The organism is Acidisoma sp. L85, from assembly GCF_009765865.1.
Taxonomy (GTDB): Bacteria; Pseudomonadota; Alphaproteobacteria; order Acetobacterales; family Acetobacteraceae; genus Acidisoma.
In genome coordinates this window covers 78,019-95,979 of sequence record NZ_LMUQ01000021.1, presented here as the reverse complement: position 1 = coordinate 95,979, position 17,961 = coordinate 78,019, and the positions used below count along the sequence as shown (strand labels likewise).

Below are 17,961 nucleotides of genomic sequence, written 5' to 3'. Positions count from 1 at the left end.
ACGCCTGGAATAAGCTCGCCGATCAGCCGTGGACGATCATCTCAATCGGTTCTCGGGACTGGGCATAGCGGTTGCGATCAACGGGCCTTGGTATAAGGCGGTTCATCGCTGCGCCAATGTCTCGGCGTCGCGGGCATCGGTTTTGTTTCGCTGCAGGGCCGTCGCCGCCCGTGCATGACGGGCATCGAGGCAGATAATCGGAAAACCAAGGTCCTTCAGAGAATGGTACAGCCGGGTGCCAACTGTCCGGTTTCGAGCCAGACCCGCTCGAGGTGCGGAGCGTGTCGCCGCAGGGCAGCGGCAATCACCTCCGGCTCGCTGGCCCGCTTGCCCCGCCAGACCATTTTTCCGGTCTCGTCGATGACGTGAATAGCGGTGTCTCTATCAGAAACGTCGAGCCCGACATAGTGTGCCATGATCGCCTCCAAGGACGCTGCAAGCGGCCCATCCGCTTGTCTCGCTTCCAGTGCAGCAGACTAAACCGCCGGGTCGCGATCAGCGCATGTCGAGCGGTTCTTGGCTTGGCTCGGCCGCAACCGCCGCTTCTACCGCGACGTTGAACGGCTCATCTCCTCCGCAGAAGCCTTCCTCTACGCAGCCTCAGCCATCATCCTGATCCGGCGCATAGGACGTTGCCTATCAGAGTCGGAATGAACTCTTAGAAGGGGAGGATTGGTTGCAGTATGCGAGGTAAGAAGCCCGCGAAGCGAAGGCGTCCAGTCGCCGCCAAAATGCAGATACAGCCGTCTCGTGGGTCAGCTTTAACCAAATGCGCGTGGTCCAATCCGTCGCAGTCCGGCTGCTCACTTACGTCCCCGGCCTGATATCGGCCGCTCTCATCGTGGAACGCCCCTGCCAACACGCAAGTGAGCTCCAGGCCAGCTGGATGACTATGCCGCGGAACTGCGAAATCCGGCGAAACGCGAATGAAGTGCAACCCACCGTCGCGGTCGCTGAAAAGCGTGGCATGGAGAATGCCCGGCGCAAGCCTGCGAAGTCGTCCAGGCCGGAGGTTCTGTAGTTCCGGCGGAAGCACAAAGCCTCCCTTCATGAGCGCTGACCAAGCTTCGTCATGCGATGTCGAGCGAGTCGCTCCACGCGAGGATGGTAAGCGCTCGTTAGTTTCCAGCTGAGCCAGACAAAGTTCAAGCGCGCCCGGCGTCATTGAGGTAGGCGGCAATTCTTCCAGCAGAAGTCCACCCACCCGCTCAGCGGCGCGGATTGCTTCCTGGCAAATTGAGCAGCTTTTCGCGTGGATCTCGACGATCAACCGGTGCGCTTTGCCAAGAGTGCCCGTAGCATAAGCGAGCAGCGTCGCATCGCAAGGATGTCTTTGCGGCTGCATTCCGGTATCTGCTGTCATGGCTCTTGAGGTAATACGAGGCGAAGCCGCTTTAAAGTTCGCCTAAGGTGTGATTTGACCGTTCCGAGAGGCAAATTTTGCTGCTGCGCGATCTGCTGATGCGATTTCCCGTCAAGGACCGACGCTTCCAGCAGATCGACAAGCATCTCGGGCAGCGCCGACATCGCCTGTCGCAATTCTACGTCAGACTCGTTCATAGCTAGCTGCTCGTCAGGCCGGGGATTGGGATCCTCAAATGCTGATACATCGGCGTCCACAACACGAAGGCGCGGTTTTCGAAATCCCGAGACGAGTAAGTTGCGAGCGATTGTAAATACCCACGCAGAGGGATGGCCCTTCTCGGGGTCAAAGTAATGGGCCTTGTCCCAGAGCCTGAGCATGGTCTCCTGCGCCAGGTCGTCGGCTGCGGTCGGTGTCAACCCTCTCCGACCGAAGTAAGTCTTCAAGCGAGGTGTATAGTATCGGAAGAGAACCGTAAACGCTGTGCGGTCGCGCGACACAGCGACGGCCTCAATACAGACTGCCAGTCTAGTCGCGGGACGGAACTCAGGCATCAGAGTGGCGAGTCCATGCATCAAGAATGGCCCGAGATGCATCGAACGCTCAACACCCGCTGAGCCCTCGTATTGATCACAATTCTTGCCTCAGACCGATCGCGCGTTTTCTTTGGCGATCATCACGGGCCATTAGGCTCTCCTCGAACCATAACCCGCGAGGGCAAGAATACGCAAGGTGGGTCGCTACGACCTGGGGTCCGAGATCGAACATCGCGAAGATGTAGTCACAAATGTTGTTGTACGCCGGCGTCGCCGCCCACAATACATCAGCCGCCAGTCTCAGGCACAGGCTGCTTCTCGCCCAGCGCTTACCAGCGCCAATCTGCCATATGATCCAGGCCGACAAACCCGCACCGACCAATAAAATGCGACTATCAGCTCGTGTGCTGTCCTCGGGGCAATAAAAACGAGTCCTGAAAGCTGATCTGCGGCCAGTCTGGGGACGGATGTCCAAGACTGGTACACCCCCGACGCGGTTACCCGGCCGGTCCAAGCCCACAGCATCACCTCGGAGAGACGGATGTTTCTGCGCGGATCCACCCCCATCGCTACCATCTGCTTGTCCAGGCTTTGCGGCTATTTGAGTCTCCCCGGTAGCGGCTCACCCGCACGGTGACGAAATCACGATCACGGGAGCCGTAGAAACTGTAGAGCGATTGAGGCTCAAGATCGAAGCATAGTGGCTTGCAACAACCATAAATTTGTGGAGGATCATTCTACTAGTCAGCTATCGGATGGTAACTTTGATGATCGGCCCTCACGCCGGGGTCCCGCTCCGGCAGACAGTGTCCTGTCCTAGCTTGAATGGCCGCCCACTGGTATGTCCGTGAGAGGCCAACCGCAAGATCGGGATGGTCCAGTCCGTGGAATGCAGAGCGAGCGGATCTACTTCTTGCCATGGCTACGCGATCTAAACCAAGTTATGTCTCGTAGACAGGCTCTTTGAATTAGCGAGTCGCCCACCGGCGACTACAAGCCGGCAACGGTTATCGGTGCCGGAACACAGGCTCAAAGTCAGGCCTGGACGACGGAAGAGACATTTCCTTTATTCGGCGCAACCTGTAGGCACGTTCACTAAGTGAGATTTATTTGTGCTTCGTCACGAATCTGCCTTAGGACTCCTCACATCTGCCCCGCCGCGGTTGTTTCTAAAGCCAGAATGACCACGTGGACTGAGGCCCGAGCAGTCTGGTTTGGCGTTGCAACCCAAGAACTTGGGGAGGGAGAACTCGGAGCCACAATTTTCGCTTGAAAATGAAGCGTTCAGATACTCGTTCTTCTATCTCGCTATCGTTGCGCGTAGCAAGCTGTTTAGGAAGGGCCGCACCCCGCATCTAGTGCCGCGGACCTCGGGACTTTGAATGTCGATCCCCTATCTCGCCTGTATGGCGCTAGTCGCCCATATTTACGCGCTGCCGCCGCGCGTCCTGCCCTCGATCCAGGCCGTGGAAGGCGGCAGCGCCGGCATGGTGCGCCCGGACACAAACGGCACTGCTGATCTTGGCGTAATGCAGGTGAACACGATCTGGATTCCGGCGTTGGAAGCCTACACGACGCTGCCCGCTGTCGTCGTCCGCAACCGTCTCATCAGCCGGCCTTGCTTCAACATCGCCGCCGCCGGTGCGATCCTGAGGACCTATCTCGATCAGGCACATGGCGATTTGCTACGTGCGGTGGGCTACTACCACTCCCATACCACTATGCTCGGCGAGGGGTACCGGCGCGAGGTGCTGCGCGCGGCTCGTCTTCTCTTCGAAAGCGACAAACCATCACAATGACAATTTAAACTCATCAAGCCGGCATGTAGAGCCAGACGACCCAGGTGGCAAATGCGAGGCAGGGGCCGAAGGGCAGAACGGTCTGGCCCGATAGCGGGCGGCCCGCGCGCAACGCGAGGATAACCGCGAGCAGAAGCCCGATCGTCGCCGCCACGAGAACGACGTCGCCGAGCGCCACAAGCCCGACCCAAGCGCCCGCCGCCGCTAGCAGCTTCGCATCTCCCTGACCGAGGCCGTCGCGTCCACGCAGCCCGCGATATAGCCAGGACAATGCGCGAAATGCCATGTAAGCAAGCGCGGCTGCGAGCGCATGCGTCGTCAGCTCCCCTGGACGCAAATACCAGGTCGCGGCAAGACCGAGCAGGATGAGCGGCAGCGTCAGCGCATCCGGCAAGCTGTAACTCCGCCAGTCGCACACCGCGAGCGCCAGCAGAACCCAGCCGAGCACGCAATCCGCGATAAGCCAATCTCCGTTATCAATTGTCATGGCCCAGAGCGCAACACCGATCGCTGCGAGTTCGATCGCCGGGTGAAATCGGCCGATTGCCGCCCCGCAGTGCCGGCAACGTCCGCGCTGCAGACCATAATTCACCAGCGGCACTAAGTCCCATGCCGTCAACACGGTCCCGCAGCTTTCGCAGGCGGAGCGCGCCAAAGCCACCGGGCGACCACGCGGCAGGCGGCGGATGAGCACGCCAAGGAAACTGCCGATGATGGGTCCAAGCAACAGCATCAGCAGCCAGACGGGAAAGGAGTGGGTTATGATGTCCTGCCGCTTAACGTCATCAATTTGATATGGCTCCCACCCCGTACAGACATCCGGGCCGGAGATACGAGACGCATTGGGATAGACAACCTAGTCTAAGGCGGCGCTTAAGTGAGTGGCAACACCCCGGTTTCAGAGCAGAACTGCCGAGACCAGGGACGGTTTTTATAACACGCGTCGTAGACCAGTGATGGACAAAAGGGAACACTCGTCCTCGAACTAGCACTTTCGGATCGCACGAAGAAGCGAGAGCTCCCTGAGCAGGGCCCGCGCGATAGCGGCAGTGCACTGCTCTGCGCAAGCCGTCTGTCCTAACAAGCAAGCTTTCGACTTCAAACCGGGGTGTGTCTCCCGCTATACTAACGTCAGAAACCGCGGCTCATTGATTGCAAATCATCCCGCTATCCGAGGCACTATCGCTGTTCGCGCTCGGACCATGCGAGCAGACATCGTAGTCATGCCCGCTGCGATCTGATGGGTAGCGATAGACAAAGGGATGGTTCCAAGGATCGAGTGCGCCCGAATCGCTTTTGAGATAAGGCCCATTCCAGTTCTGCGCGTCGCTGGGCCTGTCGATCAGCGCTTGGAGCCCGTCGGAAGTGCTGGGATAGTCGCCGACATCGAGTTTGTACATGTCGAGCACCGTACCAATGCGTGTGATCGACTGCTTCGCGATCGAGATCCGTGCGCCGCCGAGCTGGTGCAGCACGGCCGGCGCGACAAAGCCGACGAGAAGGCCGATGATCACGATGACAACTAGGACTTCCAGCAGCGTGAAGCCGCCCTCGCCGTCCGTGTGGCCCTCCCCCTCTGGCAAGGAGCCGCGAGAATGTGGGATCGCATCGATCATACTTGCGTCGTCGCAAGTCGCTTCAGGAAGACTGCGGCCATCAGGGGTGAAGCTAAGGATATCGTGTGTCAAGTCGTTATCTCGCCCCATTGTGCTTGGCCCTCATCTCCATGCCTTGCCGCCGCGGGTGCTGCCCCCAAGCGGGAAGTCGAGACCGGCAGCGCCGGGGAACCTCTCTTGTTATTGAGAATTTCGATAAGTGCGGTGAGAAAGACATAGCTCGCGGAGTCCTTCAAGTTCGTGACTGCTAATGCACCTCGCGGCTAGCTAAAGAGATACCTTGCCCAAATCGCGAGTCGAAAGCTGCACGTGCCAACTCGGGATAACACCAAGAGGTCTTTCGAGCTCCATGAAGCTCTCCGCGCGTGCCGCAAGCCAGATCACATCAACAATACTGCACCCCTGCGAGAGCAGTCTGCTTGAAAGAAGTCGCTCGTTCGACAAGGTCAAGTCATCCGGATCGTGACTGCACGCAAGACCTTCGGGCGGCTTCGAGGCACCGTATAGTCCACTGCACTGGACGCTCTCAAGCGTCCGTAGTAGCCGAAGTTCTGCCGGTGGCATCAGAAGAAACGATGATCTTAGCCAGCAGCGAGTCAGTTGGCCGTGGCCAACCGGGTCGTCATGCACGCCTAATTCGCCCAGAGCAACTGCTCTTCTTCTGACGAGGCTCAAAACATCACCGTCGAGCCTGCTAAGCGACTCTGCTTTTAGCCAACGAAACTCTGGCGTCACTAGGTTGACGAAGTCAAACCTTTCGAGTTCTTTCCCAAACTGCGCCACACCTCTGTCCCAGGCTGAGAACCGTCCGGCGTAGCCGCCGCTGCTGCCGACCTTGACCAACTCATGGAGCACCTCGGGCATCTGATGCGCAAAAAGCCTCGCCAGAACCTTCTCGGCCAAATTTGACGTCTCACCGCCTTGGTCGGCCAGAAGAGTGACGACCTCCATTCTAGAACCAGTCATTGCGCGATCATGCTTAAGGTCTCGTCTCTCGCAGCCCAGTGCCGTATGTCTTTGGATTGCAGGCGTTCCTCGAGAAGTCCGATCAATTTCTTACCTACGTCGCGCCACGTTGGTGGCTCAACGCCGACGGCAAGATTACCTCCGAAAGGTACGGTGGGCGTGTCATTACTCCCCTCCATAATCCGCCGCAATTTCTCGACGAGATCAGCATTGTCGTCGAATTCAATCAGGCGCCCGGACAGACGCGCATGTGACGCGATCTCAGTCCAGAGCAGTGACCGTCGGACAAGCACCGATCGGCCATACGCGAGACCTTCGACGACGGGCAGACCAAATCCTTCGTAGAAGGACGGGAATACAATGGCTCGAGCGCTTGCCAGTAGCCGATGAACTTCATCGCGCGATGCCATACCTCCGGCCATGACTAGAAGATTGGAACTGTCCGATGGATCACCACCTAGGGCAATCAATAGGCAATCTGGCAGCGATGTCGCCAGAATGCCCACTGTTACTCCAATTGCCTTGTGATCGTAAAGATTGCCGAAGATGAGCACATGCTCCCCGGTGGCCGCTGTGCTATAGGCGGGATTTACCAGTTCGCTCGCCTTGAGACTGAGGTAAATGACTTCATCTCGCACTCCTGTCGAGACTTGAAAGCGAGCCCTAAAACGATCTCGCGAATACGCAGAGATGTATGTCAGCAGGTCCGAATACCGCGCCGTTAGACGCCAAACGGCATCTAGCTCTCTCGGAGAGGGATAGACACAATCCCAGGATATCGTATCCAGTATGTTGAACCCAATGAGGTAGCCATGGTTGTGTAGATCAACCAGGTCCGTAACCGACCAGGGCTGGTCGGGCTTGTAGACGGCAGCATAATAGCCCCGAACATGATTGGTCCAGCGCCGAAAGCGTGGGAACCGTTCTTGGAGTCGATGATATTTAGCAGCATCAGGATGGCAGACAATGTCGATGTTCCAATCACATCTCAACTCATCTATCCCCCTCAGAAAGCCCAGAATGCACTGAGTAGTGCCGTTGTTGAAAGGAACCAGACCTCGACAATCGAGTAGGAGGTCACGCTCGATTCCACCGTTTGGAAATGCGGCCTCAAGAAGTGGCTCCAAACGGAGTTGAGGAAACTGTCTGTATTCGCCAATGGCTCGCAGCCAGTCGGGATAGGTCTCGACAACTGTCTTTGTATCGTCCTCAGATAAGACCGGGTAAATCTCCTGAACGGTCAGCGGCGTACTCACCACGACATGATTGGCTACAATATTTCGAAAGCCGCGTCGCCGTACTTGGCAAAGGGTGTAGCAAATTGCTGCAGCCGAGCTCAGCATCCTATGTGAAGGCGCCACGGTCGCGATAACCTCGCCGCGCAAGAGAAAGCATGCCGCCAGCAATTCGGCTGTTAGCAGGAGGGGCGGTAGCGAACTGAGCGCCGAACGCCCCAAATGACATTCATGTCCAACCGCGTTGGCGCCCCCGGAAAGCGGCCAGATGCGATCCGTCATCGCGTCAGAGAACCTCGGCTGCGCCGTCGCCAGCATTGGGTCGGCGTAAAGCGCTTGAAGAAGGGACGGCACAATTTCACATCGAGGGATAAGCTTGCCCATGACAACGAAAAGATGACGCCGCCGCGTCGCGGCCCTAGCGATCGCATACCACCACGCTCCGCAAGCTACCTGTTGCTCAAGATCGTGGCGAGGTTCCGGCATTGCAATGGTGAGGCAGTCATCGTTAAGAGCGAAGCCGCTTTCTCTCCTGAAATGCTCAATCTGGAAAGAGAGATCCTCAGTTCTGACGTCAGAAAGGGACCAGTCAATAAATATGTCATAAGAGCCATTTTCCACGCCGAGCTCCTTCCGCTCGAAATTCACGTTCATAGTCGCTCCGGCAAAATCACTCACGTCGATCCCCAGACGGCGGCCTTTGGCCAGCCCCATCTTCAAAGCGTTCAACCGCTGAGCTGCTGTCGCGCGGCATTGCCGCAGGCTTCCTAAGCGAGTGCAGTCGCAGAACCACGACCTTAACAAACTGCAAACAGCGCTGGCAGAGCCTGCGCACAATCGCTCGGAACGCCACGAACAACAGTGTTCCGCCGCGTAACGGCGCGGTCATTTTCCAACTTTTGGATGACAAAAGACCATTGATACGAGCGTCCGCAAGGGCAAGCTGCTTTCGCAGATCCGCCAACTCTCCTGCGGTTCGTTTCGATCCAATCTCAGCTTCCATCAAATCCGATCTTACCTCCGAAAGCTCGTCCGCCAAGCGCGCCAAGCTCGCCCTAGTACTGGTGCGCTCTTCCTCCATTAGCCGCAGCTTAGTATGAAGTCTCGTCTCAAGCCGAGCGTACCGGTTCGCCCGCACGTGCAGCAAGCGGCCATGGGCATCAACGAGCAGTCGATATGCTTCGTCTTTCTCCTCCAGCTTATTGAGGAGATGCGCAAGGGAGTCGTTCCCAGCAGTCAACTCTACGTCTCCGACATTTGCTTTAAAAGGCTCAGATATATTGCCTTGGCCATAAAAGATCCTGCCTCCACTCAAGCACGATGCCGCGCATTTGATCTGCGTGTCGGTTGGACGACCCAACCATATGGAATCTCCGGAGCGAGAAATCCACGGGGCACTTCGGACCTGATCTTACCACGATCAACTGTGTGCATACGCGCTTATGCCATCCAATAACCTGCCGAACGCCATAAATGTCGCCGATCCGCTAAAAGCTCGCCTGGACATTCGCTGATTTCATGAGCGCGATCTCAGCCAGCCGCTTTTCCATCCGGCGCCCCGCAATTTCATAAGTCATCTTAGCGAGGACGTCTCTCCGCCCTTTCAGGCCCAGTTCGCGCGCCTCGGCACGATTCTTGAACACGAACTGCATCAGCCGAGCGGCATGCCCAGTCGCCGGATCAGCCCATTGCAAACCCCGTGGATAGTTCGGAAGATCCTCCTTCAACCTAGTCATTTCGAAATCGACCAGAAGACTGTTCGAGGCATCCATGAATTCAAGGTTGCCAGAATACCTCGTCGCAATCACAGGCTTGCCGAGCAACATTGCCTCAAGCATCGACAGCCCGAAGCCCTCGCTTCGGTGCAGGGACACATAGGCATCCGATGCTGCGATGATACTCAGGATCTCAGACTGGCTCATCGTAGAATCGATGATACGGATAGGGTAACCGGCAGCGTGTTCCCTTAGTAGCGTGAGATCTGCTGGATGCCGGTCGCCAAAGGTCGTCTTAATCACTAGAACCACATCATCGTCCGGAGCGAATGCCTGCCGAAACGCCTTGATCACAGCCAGAGGATTTTTGCGCTCCATTGCGCTGGTCATATGAAAAGCAAAGCAAAAGATGAACGTGTTCTCGGGAAGTTTGAAGTCGGCGCGTGACCTTCGCGTGAATTCGGGCAATTCATATCCCGGGGGCAGAACTTTGACCGGACTAGCCCACGATGCGCTCAGCGCGTCGGCAACGAACTGGCTTGCAGTCCAAATCTCGTCACATTGCGCGAACGCGGAACTCCAATCTGGGGGGATGTCTAATGATTCCCAGTACCAGTACCCGATCCGATATGTTCGAGGCGTTCGCTCGCGCAGTCCGGCACGCGCGTAGGCCTGTACGAAAAATGGTGCCGGTTGCACATGGATGATCGAAATATCGAACCGCTCCGTGTCTAGAAACGAATCAAAGTCGGGTTCATCTGTTGAAATGGCCGCGGGCACGTTTCTTAGCGCTGTCTCTACTCCGCAGGTATTGAGGCTTGCGACGAGGTTCTGTAGCGAAGTTCTGAGACCAGATGGATAGCAGAAGTGGCCCAAGACGTTGACTCCGCGCCCCGGTAGCGTACGGGCCGAAAGGGCGGTCGAAGCGCCGTCCACGGCCTTCTCGGGCCGCGCTTCCATCGCCGCCGTCGACCAACCCCTGGTCTCAGACGGATCGACCGAATAATTATAATGTAACCAGCTTGCGAATGCCCGTCGGTGGAGACTGCTTCCGCCAGAAGGAAAGCGCTTCTGCCACTCCGGTGTCACAAGCCAAATTAGGGATAGCTGATCGAAAGGTTGCTCAGAGACACTTAGAAGTGTCCACCAAACCTCGTCCAAAGTGACCAGGTGCTCATCGACAGCTCCGAACAATGTTGCGATCAGCCACCGTCGACCCGACGGCAGCAGAAACAAGGGACAAGACTGCCGCAACTTCTCGTCATAGACTGCAACCTGTAGTCCGCGGCGTTCTGGCGAAGTTTGGAAGGCCGTGCGAATCAGGCTCTTCGCCGGTGAGCCGGGTTTAAAAAAAGAATCAGCACCTTCGCCTGTCAGCCAGCGTGCGAAGCCTCCGTTCATGCCTCCAGACAAAGCCTGCGGGAAACAACGCCGTAGATCTGGCCTGCGCCGCAGCAACGTGATCACGAAATGGATAGCCGATTCTCTGTCGACAACCGGCTCCGGTCTGGTTTGGGCAAGGGAGATGCGCGTGACAGGCCATCCGACCGCTCGAGCGACGGCATCGTCATCGAAAAGGTCTATAACACGCGAACCCCGCTCCGCCCGCACGCTGAGGTCAGTTGGGGTTACCTTCTGGTTCTGCGTGGGGATGGCCGTCTCTCTGGCGTCTCCCTCACCTTGATGGACGAGGAGGTCTTCCAGCCTCTTTAGCAGAAGTGCATCAGCAGCGCTCTCATCCATGACCACTACTGATCGCGGCGGCCGTGGGCTATATGCAGCAATAGGATCGTGATCCCGCTGCGTTACTCTGCCTCGCAGATGAGCCACCGCCGTAGAGATACAAGACACCCTAAATGGTATCACGAAGGAAAACGCCATTAATTCGATCTCCGAGCGACCACACACCTGGGCAGCTGAAACCCGGACATCCGATCCGGTTCGCTGACCGGCGTTCAGGGCGGCCTCTTGTCAGCGTCTTGCTTGTAACAAGTCTCCGGGTCCTCATTCGCGCCTCCTCACCGACTTCTTGCCGCTTCTTGAACATGCAGACCCACAAGCAAATCATGCATCCGCCGCGAGACCTCCGCCCAAGCTCTTTGCTCAAGCCACCCCCGACCCGCGAGCTGGAGCTCAGCCCGCCGCTCAGGGTCCCCGAGAAGCTCGAGCAATGTTTCAGCGATGTCGCTAGAGTTGATACTTTTGCAATATTGAACAGCGCCCCGAGCCTCATCAAAAATTAGAATCGGCGTGACGACGACTGGTCGACCGGCAGTAAGAGCGGAGCGAAGCGCCGCACTGGACGACTCTTTCGAAGTTTGATAGGGAAGAGCAACGACGTCACAATCAGCAAGCAAAGCGAGTGACTGTGCTTGAGGCAGGAACTCTGTGTGCCATTCAATGGCGTCAGCCACCCCAGCCTTCGATGCGAGTTCTCGACAGCACGCGATCTCTTCGAGTGAAGTGTCGATATCGTACCGGGCATTCACCAAGCGAAGCCGCACACTCGGGTAGTGCTGTCTAACCTGCGCGACGGCCGCGACGAGCTGCCTGATCCCCTTCTCAGGTAGAAAGAAGCCGTAGCATCCGATCAGTGGAAACGAGTCACGTTTCAGATGTCGTGGCGCGACGAGCGGCGCGGCGCTGACGTCGGCCCCATGCGGCAGCAACGCCACGTTCTCCGTCAGGTCAAAAGCCTTCAGCCGGTTGAGATCGTCCACGGTGTGCACCAGGATGCGCCCTACCTCGCTCAAAGATGAGAGCACTGGGCGTCGTTCCGCAGGGGATAGATCGGTCAACCGCCTTGTCGAATGGAGAACAATGACAACACTCCTCGCTCTGATCGCCGAGGATCCGAGAAACTCTGCAAGGCGGCCCCAAGGAACGAGCCCGGGCTGATGTTGGATGACAAGAACCTGCGGATCGATCGCCGCCACCGCATGTGAGAGAGCGAATACGCCTTTGTCCAGGCCTAGCTCCCAGCACGGCAAGACCTTGATCCGGCTGTCTAGATGGCCCTGTGGTGCAGTCCTGTCGTCGGCGAAAATCGTGACAGACTCAGTGACAGCACTGACTGGGAGAGCCGCGATCAGATGCCGTGAGTATTCCGCGATGCCACATCGCACGTCCCAGGACGAAATCCAGCCGACCCGCAGGCCGGGCGACGGTGGTGTCAGAAGTATATCGGCCGCCGCGTTTGTGACTCTGCTCGCAAAATCTGCGACTTCTCCGATGCCCTTCCTTGGCTCCGCCGGCGGGCGGGTAACGGACGCCGTCCGCAGCGCATCCGTCAAATCGTCTAAATGGGGTTCGACCCAAACGGAGCCGGCGCTCGACAGATGGCTTTCGGAGGAAGAAAAATCATATTCCAGCAGTCGCACCGCTTCGTTGCAACAGAAATCCATGTGTCCGCCATAGCCCGTCACGATAAGCGAAAGGCCTGATGCAAGAGCCTCCGCCGCCGGCAGATTTAACCCCTCGCCTCGAGTTGGCAGGACCATCACGTCCGCATCGCGGTAGAGCTCAAGTAGTTCGCTTTCGGTCATCTCACGGTCGATGAGGATGATCGCCGGTGCTTCAGGGTCGGCGGCGCGTAGCGCCGCAACCTGGCGTTCGACATTGTTGTGCGGATTGGGAAAGCATTTGATGATGAGTCGAACATCATCGGTCGCACGGAACGCGCGCCGATAAGCTTCTAGAAGGAGGTCAATGCCCTTGCGAGGGAAGGCCGAAGACACGTGAAGGAAGGTAAGCGGGCGGGCCTCCCGAACCGAACGTCGCCTCTGATCGGCAATGGTTCGAAAGGCACCGAGATTGGGCGTGAAGCCCACATAATGGATTGGAAGCGTTAGGCCGGAATCGATTAAGACTTTTGTTACGAAACGAGACGGCGACAGAACGCCGCGAAAATCGTTGTTGAGGGTCTCAATGATGTTGCGAGGGATGATAGACTCTTCCCAGAAAACATAGGCTAGAGCAAGATCACCTTTGTCCGCCGGCACATGCACCGGGTAATGCTGGCTGATAACGACTTCGGGACCGGTGCCCGGTCGTTGACGCGCAATTAGGGCCTCGATCGCGCATCTTTGGCTGTCTGGAATGTTGAGGCGCCGATCCGTTGCTTCTTCCTCGACGGGCACAAGTCTAGCCGAGCCCAGGCAGGATGCCTCGAGACAAAGGGCGAGGCTTCGATTGATGGCTGCCAAACTGTAGTTGCCGTTGACATGGCCCATGACCGTAAATTGCATTGTCGCGCAAAGCAGTTCGCGCGTCTCGGAGGGGATCGGAGGAGCAGCGCCCGCGGCGCCTAAGGCCTGCAGAAGCACCGGCTGCTGCTTTTCGAGCGAAAAACGCTCGATTATGCAGCCTTGTGCGACGAGGATCGAACGCCTCAAGGCGTCGTCTCTGGCAGCCGCCAATAAGCGTTTACTTATCGCCTCCGGATCTTCCTCCCTGAAAAGGCCCTGACTGCCGACAAGCGTATGGGCGACAGCACCCGATGCAAGTGCGAGCACTGGAACCCGATGAGCCATGGCCTCAACCAGCGGCACGCCGAAGCCCTCGTGACGACTTAGGGAAAGGTAAATATCGGCTTTGGCGTACCAGCTATGGAGGACCGCATCCGAGACAAGACCCGTCATCAGAACACTGTCCTCGAGGCCCAAGTCGGCGATACGCTCCCTGATCTCCAGAAAATAGCCGTCCTCGTCGCCGCCATGGCGGCCGATGAGGACGAGGCGCGATGGCGTCCCATATTCGGCGCGGAAGGCCGCGTACGCCTCTACCAGCTCGATCTGTCCCTTCGATCGGCAAACGCGTCCGACAAAGAGAATGGTAAAAGGTTCTTCTTCCTCGGCCCGCTCCTCTGCGACCGCTCGCGCCAGCAGCGCGACCGGGTCGAAAAGAAGACAGCAAACCTGCACGGGATCGAAGCCTAGCTGCCGTAGCTCTAATGCGTTGAATTCACTATCGGCGAGCGCCGCGACAACATGACCCCTCCACTCCGCAAGCTGCAGCCGGCCAAGCTCGGCGTAGCGTTGTAGGTATGCGTCGCCTGCCAGAAGATCCGGAGGGGTTATGTTGTGATACATAAGAATCTTGGGGCAGGGCAGCGTCGCCACCCGGTGAAATCCGTCATAACCCATAGAATGGTGGGCAATAAGCACGTAGCGATCATGTTTCGGTAACTCATCGAGCAGGCGAAGTTCATCAGAAAGTCTCTCATCGCGGTGCTCAACAAATATATCGCTGACATAGCCTAGCGACCGAAGCAGCCGCCGGGTCAACAAAAGAGAATTGGTAACCGCGTCGGAAACGGCAGATCCGGCATGAAACTGATGGACGACGCGCCGATTCTGGCCGCTCACGCCACGTGCTGCCCGAGGCGGTAGTGGCCGGAAAGTGATGGGCTGCATGAGTGATGGAAGGACTGGGGCGAGCGGTTGCTTCTGAGGCGGCAACGCGAGCGGCGCCAGCGTGGGCCCGGACATCGCTCTCTTTGCGCGAAGTCGCCTGAGCGGCGCTGTGACACGCCAGGACGTGCTTCGGATAATCGCATCGAATGCCTCCCTTGCCTCGCGCTGGCTTCCCTCAAGTAACGCCGCGCGTTCCATTTCCGCGGTCGCGCGGATGGACTGCTCAACCGCATTCTTCTCCTGTTCCTGCGCGCGCACCTCTGCTGCAATTCGATCGCGCTCGGCCTCCTCAACATGCTTGCGTAGATAGATTAGGTCCTCCTCCAGTTTCCTTGCTTGGCTCAGGCTTGATATTGCGACCGCGGCCCTGGCAGCCTCTATCGCGATCTGTTGCTCCGCCGCAACAGCGCGTTTTAGAAGGGCTGCGGCGCGTGTCTCTGCGTCGTGGATTCGTCGAGCCCATTCGCTATCTGCTGCGCGAATGAAATCGTCGAAGACATTCGGGGGAACAAGGAATGCGTGCGAGAGTTCCGCTAATTTTTCGTCGGAAACATAAAATCGATTGAGCCCATCGAACCAGACGAAGTGGTATCCCGCTGCCTGAAGCATCGGCTCCCATTGGCCGTGCGAAGCGACGGCAGACATCGGTGCTGTTGCTTCCACAAGAATGATCCATGGCCGGTAGTCTTTGAGGTCGGCACCTGCAATGACAGCGCGCTCGGTCCCCTCTACATCAATCTTAAGGAAATGGATGACAGGCGGCGCATGACAGCGGCAAATTTCGGCAAGAGTCTCCCGAGTTACCTGCTCGCGCCGTACCGGAAAGCCGTGCTCTTCGATTGATCCGACCCCAGCCGGATCGAGCGTCGACAGGCCAGTTCCTTCGGCTACAAAAAGCTCCGCCAAGCCGGCCTCCGCACCCAGCGCCACCTTCAGATTTACATCTCGCGGTCGGGCGGCGACTAGTCGGGCGCTAAACTCAGGCGTCGGTTCGATATTGATGCCGCTCCAGCCCCGATCATAGAAGCTGCGAGTTACGGAATCGATGTCCGGATGCGCTGCACCGACATCGATGTAGAACCCCTTCTCGACGTGCCTTAAGGCACGCCACAGCAGGATATCCTCGAAGTTTTGGGCGTAGGAGACAAGTGTCATGATGCATGTTCCTCCGACGCCTAATGTCTCGACGCCTCAGCTCTGAGGCAATCTTGCCTTCTGGCGGATCGACCTGCAACAGCGCCAGACGACCCGCTCTCGACGGGGACTGCTCGAACCGTTATGGTTCCAATACTTGGTTCACACAAATCCGGGAGGATGGCTGTCCAAATGCGTTGGCCCAGACCATCCGGCAATCGTCATAATCAGTTGGCACTGCCCGGCGAGAGAGTTTTTGATCAGTCGGCAACAGAGGCGGATATTCGAGCCTGCTTCCGGTTGTTACTTGGGCGCCATCCTAACAAGGAAGAATGGATTGGCCACACGATGAGTGTCGGTCAGGATCTTGCTGGTGTCGTTGCCAGTTATCTCAACAGTCTTGAGTTCACTCGACGTAGCCTCATCGGGAACTCAAGCTTAGGCGACGTCACGCTGGCGCAAGTGCCTGGCTTCCGGATTTACTCCGCGCGCGATGATGCAGCCGTAGGGCGGTACGTCCGCGACAGCAACTATGAGCTTGACGTGACAGCCGTATTCCGGAGTGTTCTGAAAGAGGGCATGCAGGTCATCGATATCGGAGCCAATATCGGATATTTCACTCTCCTGTCGGCGGCCCTCGTTCGTCCAGCTGGCCACGTCCTGGCGATCGAACCCAATCCTCGAAATGCGCGACTTATTGAAGCGAGCCGCCGCGAGAATGGCTTTGAAAATATAACGATTTGCCAGACGGCAGCCGGTCGTGGAACCGGCACTTTGGTGCTCAACACCTCGCACTCGAATGGAACGACCTCTGATTTGCCGCGAGACCTCGAGGCTATGCTGGCAGCCGAATCGGTTCCGTGCCTAGCGGTCGACACTATCGTACCCGAGGCGGCGATGATTGATCTTATCAAGGTCGACGTTGAGGGCGCAGAATATAATGCCCTGCTTGGCGCGTCAAAGACCATCAATCGCTGTCGGCCCATCATCGTGAGTGAGCTAAGCCCGGCTATGATGCCCGGCATTTCTGGCATCGAGGGGACCGAATATCTCATGTGGATAGTGGCTTTTGGATACAAAATCGCTGTAATCGAACCGGACGGTTCGATAGGGCCGCCCACACAAGATATCGGCAACATCCTCTCTGTCTATGAAGCCAGAGGAACAGATCATATCGACGTCATTGCTTTGCCCCATTGAATCGGTGGCAAGTCCTTACTCGCCACCGACCATGCACCCCTGGGCTAGGCAGCTGCTGTAGATGTAATCGCACCATTCACGCCGTTCGGGAAGAAGAGGCCGCTAGACGTGCCTCCGCCGTATACGATACTCAAGACCTGCTGCGGCGTACGGCGGTAAGCTTGGCCCTGAGAGTCAACGTTGGTCACGTTGAACATGTTATTTTGATAATTTAGACCGTTATCACCGACGCCGCTGAGCGTCTGGCGTAGTGCCGATATTTGGTTGGTCGCTGCCGATCCGCCGATTTCAGCTAGACGCTGACGGATGGCACCGGCGTGATAGGCTTCCACGGCCAACACACTCGCCGCATACGGGATAGTTGCTGGCGTCAGCAACGCAGCGGCACCGGCATAGGCTGTTACGCCGACGTCCTCGAAGACGTAAGCGCCAAGTAGAAAGTCTACCTCGCTCCCGAAGGGGTTGAACGTCTGCCCCGAGACGATTAGGCCCGCGGCAACGGCGAGCTCGGTGAAGCTGTTCACGAGATCGATGGCCGGTTCGGCGACGGCGGACGCGCCAAGCACTGATCGAATAAAGTTAACATGGGCAAGTTCATCCACGGCGATCTTCTGCGCGAGGTACGCGATCGCCGTATTCTCGAATGGGACGAGCGAGCCTCCAGTAACAGCGCCAGTACCGCCGCTGCTGGCCGGGATTCCATTACCAGTGACGGCGCGAAGGTAGTACTCTGCTTCGAGATACTCGAGGTTCAGCGCGAAATTAAAAACCTCGGCATCCGTTGCGGCATCCGCGTGGGCCGGCGTGACGCCGAAGCCCAGACCCGCGGTTCCGGCGGCGGCGAGCGCAGCAGTGCCAGCGATGCCAAGCCCCAGACCTTTCAAAAGCCCGCGGCGTCTTGGAATGCCTTCAAGTTCGTCGTTCTGCGATAGGTTTGCCATCTTCAACCCTTCACTGTGCGTGCATTTCATTTAGGCTCACCA

At 57.7% G+C, this 17,961-nt stretch carries 11 protein-coding genes and 2 pseudogenes; 3 read left to right on the top strand and 10 right to left on the bottom strand.

Annotated features, from left to right (window positions below):
* Positions 1-108: 108 nt before the first annotated feature.
* A pseudogene (locus GSQ83_RS03900) lies at positions 109-416 on the bottom strand (transposase); the annotation flags it as partial.
* 88 nt (positions 417-504) lie between these two features.
* On the opposite strand from GSQ83_RS03900, the pseudogene GSQ83_RS30285 reads away from it, so the two are divergent.
* Positions 505-654 (top strand): annotated as a pseudogene (locus tag GSQ83_RS30285) (IS5/IS1182 family transposase); the annotation flags it as partial.
* Between the two features lie 4 nt (positions 655-658).
* Here GSQ83_RS30285 and GSQ83_RS31080 read toward each other — a convergent pair.
* A complete protein-coding gene (locus GSQ83_RS31080) occupies positions 659-1,345 on the bottom strand; it encodes a ChrR family anti-sigma-E factor (protein ID WP_158801569.1) in 687 nt (228 codons plus the stop codon).
* Between the two features lie 14 nt (positions 1,346-1,359).
* Positions 1,360-1,917, bottom strand: a complete 558-nt coding sequence (locus GSQ83_RS03890; protein ID WP_158801568.1) for a sigma-70 family RNA polymerase sigma factor — start codon at positions 1,915-1,917, stop codon at positions 1,360-1,362.
* Positions 1,918-3,281: 1,364 nt separating this feature from the next.
* Here GSQ83_RS03890 and GSQ83_RS03885 point away from each other — a divergent pair.
* Positions 3,282-3,698 carry a lytic transglycosylase domain-containing protein gene (locus GSQ83_RS03885; protein ID WP_158801567.1) on the top strand — a complete coding sequence of 139 codons (417 nt, stop codon included), beginning with the start codon at positions 3,282-3,284 and terminating at the stop codon, positions 3,696-3,698.
* Between the two features lie 13 nt (positions 3,699-3,711).
* Here GSQ83_RS03885 and GSQ83_RS03880 read toward each other — a convergent pair whose 3' ends face one another.
* The 6 genes from GSQ83_RS03880 to GSQ83_RS03855 all read right to left on the bottom strand — a co-directional run bounded on the left by GSQ83_RS03880 (position 3,712) and on the right by GSQ83_RS03855 (position 15,799).
* The gene (locus GSQ83_RS03880; RefSeq protein WP_158801566.1) at positions 3,712-4,431 is read right to left on the bottom strand and encodes an A24 family peptidase; all 720 of its coding nucleotides are present in this window, start codon (positions 4,429-4,431) and stop codon (positions 3,712-3,714) included.
* Positions 4,432-4,843: 412 nt separating this feature from the next.
* Positions 4,844-5,314, bottom strand: coding sequence for a type II secretion system major pseudopilin GspG (gene gspG, locus GSQ83_RS03875; protein ID WP_174246620.1), 471 nt, complete (start codon positions 5,312-5,314; stop codon positions 4,844-4,846).
* Positions 5,315-5,581: 267 nt separating this feature from the next.
* Positions 5,582-6,265: a hypothetical protein gene (locus GSQ83_RS03870; RefSeq protein ID WP_158801565.1), complete on the bottom strand. Its 684-nt coding sequence runs from the start codon at positions 6,263-6,265 to the stop codon at positions 5,582-5,584.
* Positions 6,266-6,276: 11 nt separating this feature from the next.
* Positions 6,277-8,244, bottom strand: a complete 1,968-nt coding sequence (locus tag GSQ83_RS03865; protein WP_216849911.1) for a glycosyltransferase — start codon at positions 8,242-8,244, stop codon at positions 6,277-6,279.
* 758 nt (positions 8,245-9,002) lie between these two features.
* Positions 9,003-10,973 carry a glycosyltransferase family 4 protein gene (locus GSQ83_RS03860; RefSeq protein ID WP_158801564.1) on the bottom strand — a complete coding sequence of 657 codons (1,971 nt, stop codon included), beginning with the start codon at positions 10,971-10,973 and terminating at the stop codon, positions 9,003-9,005.
* A 275-nt stretch (positions 10,974-11,248) separates the two neighbouring features.
* Positions 11,249-15,799 carry an FkbM family methyltransferase gene (locus tag GSQ83_RS03855; RefSeq protein WP_158801563.1) on the bottom strand — a complete coding sequence of 1,517 codons (4,551 nt, stop codon included), beginning with the start codon at positions 15,797-15,799 and terminating at the stop codon, positions 11,249-11,251.
* A 171-nt stretch (positions 15,800-15,970) separates the two neighbouring features.
* Here GSQ83_RS03855 and GSQ83_RS03850 point away from each other — a divergent pair, with 171 nt between their 5' ends.
* Positions 15,971-16,978: an FkbM family methyltransferase gene (locus tag GSQ83_RS03850; protein ID WP_158801562.1), complete on the top strand. Its 1,008-nt coding sequence runs from the start codon at positions 15,971-15,973 to the stop codon at positions 16,976-16,978.
* Positions 16,979-17,022: 44 nt separating this feature from the next.
* Here the strand turns inward: GSQ83_RS03850 and GSQ83_RS03845 are convergent, their stop codons facing one another.
* Positions 17,023-17,949 carry a ferritin-like domain-containing protein gene (locus tag GSQ83_RS03845; protein WP_216849910.1) on the bottom strand — a complete coding sequence of 309 codons (927 nt, stop codon included), beginning with the start codon at positions 17,947-17,949 and terminating at the stop codon, positions 17,023-17,025.
* Positions 17,950-17,961 lie beyond the last annotated feature (12 nt).

Excerpts from the sequence above, each read along its gene's own strand:
- GSQ83_RS31080 (WP_158801569.1), bottom strand. The coding sequence starts at position 1,345 with ATGCAGCCGCAAAGACATCCTTGCGATGCGACGCTGCTCGCTTATGCT.
- GSQ83_RS03890 (WP_158801568.1), bottom strand. The coding sequence starts at position 1,917 with ATGCCTGAGTTCCGTCCCGCGACTAGACTGGCAGTCTGTATTGAGGCC.
- GSQ83_RS03885 (WP_158801567.1), top strand. The coding sequence starts at position 3,282 with ATGTCGATCCCCTATCTCGCCTGTATGGCGCTAGTCGCCCATATTTAC.
- GSQ83_RS03880 (WP_158801566.1), bottom strand. The coding sequence starts at position 4,431 with ATGCTGTTGCTTGGACCCATCATCGGCAGTTTCCTTGGCGTGCTCATC.
- gspG (WP_174246620.1), bottom strand. The coding sequence starts at position 5,314 with ATGATCGATGCGATCCCACATTCTCGCGGCTCCTTGCCAGAGGGGGAG.
- GSQ83_RS03870 (WP_158801565.1), bottom strand. The coding sequence starts at position 6,265 with ATGGAGGTCGTCACTCTTCTGGCCGACCAAGGCGGTGAGACGTCAAAT.
- GSQ83_RS03860 (WP_158801564.1), bottom strand. The coding sequence starts at position 10,973 with ATGGATGAGAGCGCTGCTGATGCACTTCTGCTAAAGAGGCTGGAAGAC.
- GSQ83_RS03855 (WP_158801563.1), bottom strand. The coding sequence starts at position 15,799 with ATGACACTTGTCTCCTACGCCCAAAACTTCGAGGATATCCTGCTGTGG.
- GSQ83_RS03850 (WP_158801562.1), top strand. The coding sequence starts at position 15,971 with ATGCGTTGGCCCAGACCATCCGGCAATCGTCATAATCAGTTGGCACTG.
- GSQ83_RS03845 (WP_216849910.1), bottom strand. The coding sequence starts at position 17,949 with ATGAAATGCACGCACAGTGAAGGGTTGAAGATGGCAAACCTATCGCAG.